The following is a 5,269-nucleotide window of genomic DNA, read 5'->3' as shown; positions in this document are numbered from 1 at the left end:
ACCTTGGGCTCTTCCACCTTGGGCTCGGGCACCGGGATCACCGGACGCTCGACCGGGCGGAAGGGACGTGCCTGGACCGAAATGGTCGGGGCCGCGACGACCGGCTCGCTCGGAGCCGCGCTCGGCGCTTCCGCAACGGGCTCGGGGGCCGGAGCAGGAGCGGGCGTCGGTTCCGGGGCGGGAGCAGGCGCGGCCTTGGCTTCCGCCTCGGCACGGGCACGCTCTTCGGCACGGGCACGCTCGTCCTCGGCGCGCTGCTGACGCTCGGCGTCCTCGCGGCGACGAATCTCTTCCTGCATGGCGAGGCGCTGTTCCTCGGCCTCGCGCAGCAGACGGGCCTGACGCTCCTGCGCCGTCTCGTTCGACGGCACGGGGCGCGGCGGGGCGGCCGGTGCGGGCGCAGGTGCCGCCACCGGAGTCGGGGTCGGCGCAGGGGCGGCCGCTTCCGGCGCTCCACCCTGCGGGCCCAGGACGCGACGGCGCTTCGTCTCGACGATCACGGTGTTCGAGCGGCCGTGGCTGAAGCTCTGCTTCACCTTGCCGGTCTCGACCGTGCGCTTCAGCCCCAGGGGCTGGCGCATTCCGAGTTTCGGCTTGTCGTTGTCGGTCTCGCTCACTCAAAATCCTCGTGTACGGTCACGGCCGTTCGGTCACCGGTAATGTCGGACGCCGATGCGCCTTGCGAGGCCGTTTCGCAAGGCGTTGCCACAGGGTCGGGTCCGATAAAATGCAGCCAGCGGTCGAGCGCCTCGCTCACCCGCTTTGCCGCGTTACGATCTGTCAGGCCGATGTGTACCACATTTTCGCGGCCCAACGCCATTGACAATATGGGGCGTGTGGCGGGCAGTGCCAACCCCTTGAGATCGGAACCTTCACGGTCCGACCCCACGCGCCACGCCTGCGCCAGCTTGCGACAGCCATCATCGCCCGCATCGGACGCATGATAGAGCGCATGCAGTTGACCCGAGCGTGCCGCCGTCGCGATCTTGTCCGATCCGGTCAAGAGCATGCCCGAACGCGACTCGAGACCCAGCCGGTCGAGCGCGTTGCGCTCCAGCGCGGTGGTGATCAGGTCGGGCAGGTCGTCGGGGATGGTGAACTCGCCCGTCTTGAACGCGCGCGCCAATGCTCCCTTCAACTTGCCCTTGGCGATGGCCGTTTCCAGCTCGCCGCGAGTCACGCCAATCCAGCCGCCCCGGCCCGGCGCCTTCGCGCGGACATCGGGCAGCACCCGCCCGTCGGGCGCGAGCGCCAGACGGATCAGGTGCGGGCGCGCGTCATGCTCGCCCGACAGGATGCAGCGGCGGACCGGCCCGTCGATCGAGTCGCGGGCGGCCTTCGCCGATTCTCTGGGGCTCCGGCCCTTCCTGGCCGGAGCGCTGTTTACGCCACCGCGCTCATTGTCCCGGTTCCGCATGCGCGTCTCCCGGGGGTGTGGTGGTAGGCGCGTCACGGTCGGCGATCAGCTGACCGCCTGCCCCGTAATTTTCGGTCGAAACCTCCTCGATCACGATCTGGACGGCGGCCGGGTTCTTGCCCAGCCGCTCCACCAGCGAACGAGTCACGTCGGCGACGATCTCGGCCTTTTGCTGCTTGGAGGCGGTGCCCGCCAGACGGATCGAGACGAACGGCATCAGGCTTCGTCGCCCTCCGCCTGCGCTTCGTCCGTGGCTGGCTCTTCCTCATCGGCGAACCAGTGTGCGCGCGCGGCCATGATGATCTCGTTACCCTGCTCGTCGCTCAGGCCATATTCGGCCAGGATGCCGCCCTTGGGGGCCGCACGCGGGGTATCGTCACCACGACGACGCGGCTCGGCGCGCTTCTTCTCGACCAGTTCGTCGGTCGCGAGATCGGCCAGGTCGTCGAGCGTCTTCACGCCCGCCTTGCCCAGCGTGACCAGCATCGCCTCGGTCAGATACGGCATCTCGGCCAGCGCGTCGTCGACGCCCAGGGCACGACGCTCGTCACGCGCAGCCTGCTCGCGGCGGTCCAGCGCTTCCTGCGCACGGCTCTGCAGCTCCTGCGCCAGGTCCTCGTCGAATCCCTCGATCGCGGCCAGCTCGTCGAGCTCGACATAGGCGACTTCTTCCAGCGCGCCGAAGCCCTCGGCGACCAGCAGCTGGGCCAGCGTCTCGTCCACGTCCAGCTCGTTCTGGAACAGCTCGGAATTCGCGACGAACTCCTTCTGGCGCTTCTCAGAGGCGTCGGCCTCGGTCAAGATGTCGATCGCCTTGGCGGTCAGCTGGCTGGCCAGGCGGACATTCTGGCCGCGACGGCCGATGGCGAGGCTGAGCTGGTCGTCGGGGACGACGACCTCGATACGGTCCTCTTCCTCGTCGATCACGACGCGGCTGACATTCGCGGGCTGGAGCGCGTTCACCACGAAGGTCGCGGTGTCGGGCGACCAGGGGATGATGTCGATCTTCTCGCCCTGCATTTCCTGCACGACGGCCTGAACGCGGCTGCCCTTCATGCCGACGCAGGCGCCGACCGGATCGATCGACGAGTCGTGGCTGATGACGCCGATCTTGGCGCGGCTGCCCGGATCGCGTGCGGCGGCCTTGATCTCGATGATGCCGTCATAGATTTCGGGCACTTCCTGCGCGAACAGCTTCTTCATGAAGTCGGGGTGCGCACGGCTCAGGAAGATCTGCGGGCCACGGTTCTCGCGGCGGACGTTCAGGATCAGCGAGCGGATGCGGTCGTTCACGCGGACGACTTCGCGCGGGATCTGCTGGTCGCGACGGATCACGCCCTCGGCGCGGCCCAGGTCGACGACGATGTGACCGAACTCGACGCGCTTGACGACGCCGGTGATGATCTCGCCCTGGCGGTCCTTGAACTCGTCATACTGACGATCGCGCTCGGCGTCGCGGACCTTCTGGAAGATGACCTGCTTGGCCGCCTGCGCGGCGATGCGGCCGAATTCGATCGGGGGCAGCGGGTCGACGATGAAGTCGCCGATCGCGGCGCCCTTTTGCAGCTTCTCGGCACCCTTCAGGTCGATCTGCTTGTAATAATCGTCGACCTGCTCGACCACCTCGACGACGCGCCACAGACGCAAGTCGCCCGAGTTCGGATCGAGCTTCGCGCGGATGTCGTTCTCGGCACCGTAGCGGGCGCGGGCGGCGCGCTGGATCGCGTCCTCCATCGCCTCGATGACGATGCCCTTGTCGATCATCTTTTCCGAGGCGACCGCATTCGCGATCGCGATCAGTTCCGCCTTGTTGGCGGAAATGGCGGTAGCCATCAGTGCCGTCCTTCCGTGGTGGCGCCGTCCTGTTCGGGCGCATCCTGATAATAAACTTCTTCCGCGCCATCGAGGGACAGCGGCACCGTCGCGGCGATCAGCCGGTCGGTCATGACGAGCTTGGCGTCCTCGATCGCGGTGAAGGGCAGTTCGTGGCGAACCTCCTCGCCATCGACGATGACGACATTGTCGCCCTCGACCCCGGCGAGATCGCCCTTGAACTGCTTGCGACCGTTGAGCTTCTCGGCGAGCGTGATCCGCGCCTCGTGCCCCGCCCAGTCGGCGAAGTCCTTAAGCCGGGTCAGCGGGCGGTCGATGCCGGGCGACGACACTTCCAGCCGGTACGCATGGTCGATCGGGTCGCGGCCCTCGGCCTCCAACGCGTCCATCACGTCCGAGATGCGGCGCGACAGGTCGGCGCAGTCGTCGATGTTGAGCTGGCGCGTATCGGGACGCTCGGCCATCACCTGCAGCGTGGGGTCCGACGTGCCGCCATACATCTTCACGCGCACGAGCTCGAAGCCAAGCGCCTTGGCCTCGGGTTCGATGAGTTGCGTCAGAAGGGCGATGTCCGCCATGAAAGCTCCAGATGTGCCGGATCGGTGCCGCGGAACCCGTCCCGCAGCCTCTTTCACCCGACGATGTAAGAGAATGGCGCAGTCTATACACGCTTCACCCGGATGAAACAAGCATCCATGCTGGGGCGTTGGCGGCCCATCGGGCCGTCAGGGTTCGCCGGGAGAGTATATCATGAAACTGTCGTTGCTCGCCGCCTTGCCGATGGCGCTGATCGCTTGTTCCGGAAATGGGCCTGCACCTGACGAGACGGGCAATACGCCGCCGGTCACCGTCGCGCCGGGCGGCACGCCCACACCGACGCCCTCGGCCTCCGCCACCCCGCCTGCGACGGTGGTCGACGGCCAGCCCTTCGGCCGGACCGTCATCGCCGATTTCGACGCGCCTTGGGCGATGACCTTCCTGCCCGACCGGCGGATGCTGGTGACCGAGAAGGACGGGCGGATGCTGCTGGTCAGCACGGACGGGCAGTCCAGGCAGACGATCGCGCGGATCGCGGTCGATTCGGCGGGCCAGGGCGGCCTGATGGACGTGGTCCTCGCCCCCGACTTCGCGCAGAGCGGCCGGGTCTATTTCAGCTATTCGGCCGCGACCGACGGCGGCAAACATGTCGTGCTGGCGCGTGGTCGCCTGCAGGAGGCGAACGGCACCGCGCAGCTGACGGGTATCGAGACACTCTGGGGCGCCAGCCCCGCCGTTACCGGCGACGGTCATTATTCGGGCCGCATCGCCTTCTCGCCCGACGGCCAGTATCTGTTCTTCACCGCGGGCGACCGCCAGAAGTTCACGCCCGCGCAAGACCCCAAGGCGACGCTCGGCAAGGTGCTGCGCCTGACCCCGGACGGCAAGGCCGCTGCGGGCAATCCGCTGGCCGCGCAAGGCTTCGACCCCGCCATCTGGTCCTATGGCCATCGCAACCTTCTGGGCATCGCCTTCGATGGCGCAGGCAATTTGTGGCAGCAGGAAATGGGGCCCAAGGGCGGCGATGAGCTGAACCTGATCCTGCCGGGGCGCAACTATGGCTGGCCCAACGCATCCAACGGGTCGAACTATGATGGCAGCGACATTCCCGACCACCGCGCGGGTGACGGTTACGAAGCGCCCAAGGTCTGGTGGAATCCGGTCATCTCGCCGGGCGGGCTGATGATCTATTCGGGCTCGCTCTTCCCCCAGTGGCGCGGCGACGCCTTTATCGGCGGCCTGTCGAGCAAAGCGCTGATCCGCGTCGACCTGAATGGCACCAGCGCCACCAAGGGCGACCAATGGGACATGGGTGCCCGCATCCGCGAGGTCGAGCAGGGGCCGGACGGCGCGATCTATGTGCTGGAGGATGGCGGCGATTCTCAGGGGCGGTTGATCAAGCTAACTCCGGCCTGACGGCCCCTCGCCGCCCCGACATAAGCCCCGGAAAATAGGACCAATGTGTCGGGGCGGCGAGGGGCC

General features: G+C 67.5%; 6 protein-coding genes. 1 reads left to right on the top strand and 5 read right to left on the bottom strand.

Annotated features, from left to right (window positions below):
• From SB4_RS17135 to rimP, 5 genes are all read right to left on the bottom strand, one after another.
• Nucleotides 1-617: translation initiation factor IF-2 associated domain-containing protein (locus tag SB4_RS17135; protein WP_241488670.1), on the bottom strand; the 617-nt coding region annotated here is incomplete at its 3' end.
• Nucleotides 614-1,417 (bottom strand): DUF448 domain-containing protein, encoded by an 804-nt coding sequence (locus SB4_RS17130; protein ID WP_420893902.1) that lies wholly within the window; start codon nucleotides 1,415-1,417, stop codon nucleotides 614-616. The genes SB4_RS17135 and SB4_RS17130, both read right to left, overlap by 4 nt.
• On the bottom strand, nucleotides 1,398-1,634 hold the full coding sequence (locus tag SB4_RS17125; protein ID WP_058718250.1) for a tautomerase family protein: 237 nt from the start codon (nucleotides 1,632-1,634) through the stop codon (nucleotides 1,398-1,400). Before SB4_RS17125 ends, SB4_RS17130 begins: the two co-directional genes overlap by 20 nt.
• Entirely contained in the window at nucleotides 1,634-3,250 is a 1,617-nt protein-coding gene (gene nusA, locus SB4_RS17120; RefSeq protein ID WP_058734965.1) for a transcription termination factor NusA, read from the bottom strand. The genes SB4_RS17125 and nusA overlap by 1 nt, the downstream gene beginning before the upstream one ends.
• Nucleotides 3,250-3,828, bottom strand: a complete 579-nt coding sequence (gene rimP / locus SB4_RS17115; RefSeq protein WP_058753549.1) for a ribosome maturation protein RimP — start codon at nucleotides 3,826-3,828, stop codon at nucleotides 3,250-3,252. The genes nusA and rimP overlap by 1 nt, the downstream gene beginning before the upstream one ends.
• A gap of 172 nt (nucleotides 3,829-4,000) precedes the next feature.
• Here rimP and SB4_RS17110 point away from each other — a divergent pair, with 172 nt between their 5' ends.
• The gene (locus SB4_RS17110) at nucleotides 4,001-5,203 is read left to right on the top strand and encodes a PQQ-dependent sugar dehydrogenase (RefSeq protein ID WP_058753548.1); all 1,203 of its coding nucleotides are present in this window, start codon (nucleotides 4,001-4,003) and stop codon (nucleotides 5,201-5,203) included.
• Nucleotides 5,204-5,269 lie beyond the last annotated feature (66 nt).

Source organism: Sphingomonas sanguinis (assembly GCF_001476905.1).
Taxonomy (GTDB): Bacteria; Pseudomonadota; Alphaproteobacteria; order Sphingomonadales; family Sphingomonadaceae; genus Sphingomonas; species Sphingomonas sanguinis_B.
The sequence above is the reverse complement of the archived record's forward strand: the minus strand, read 5'-3'. Positions and strand labels throughout refer to the sequence as shown.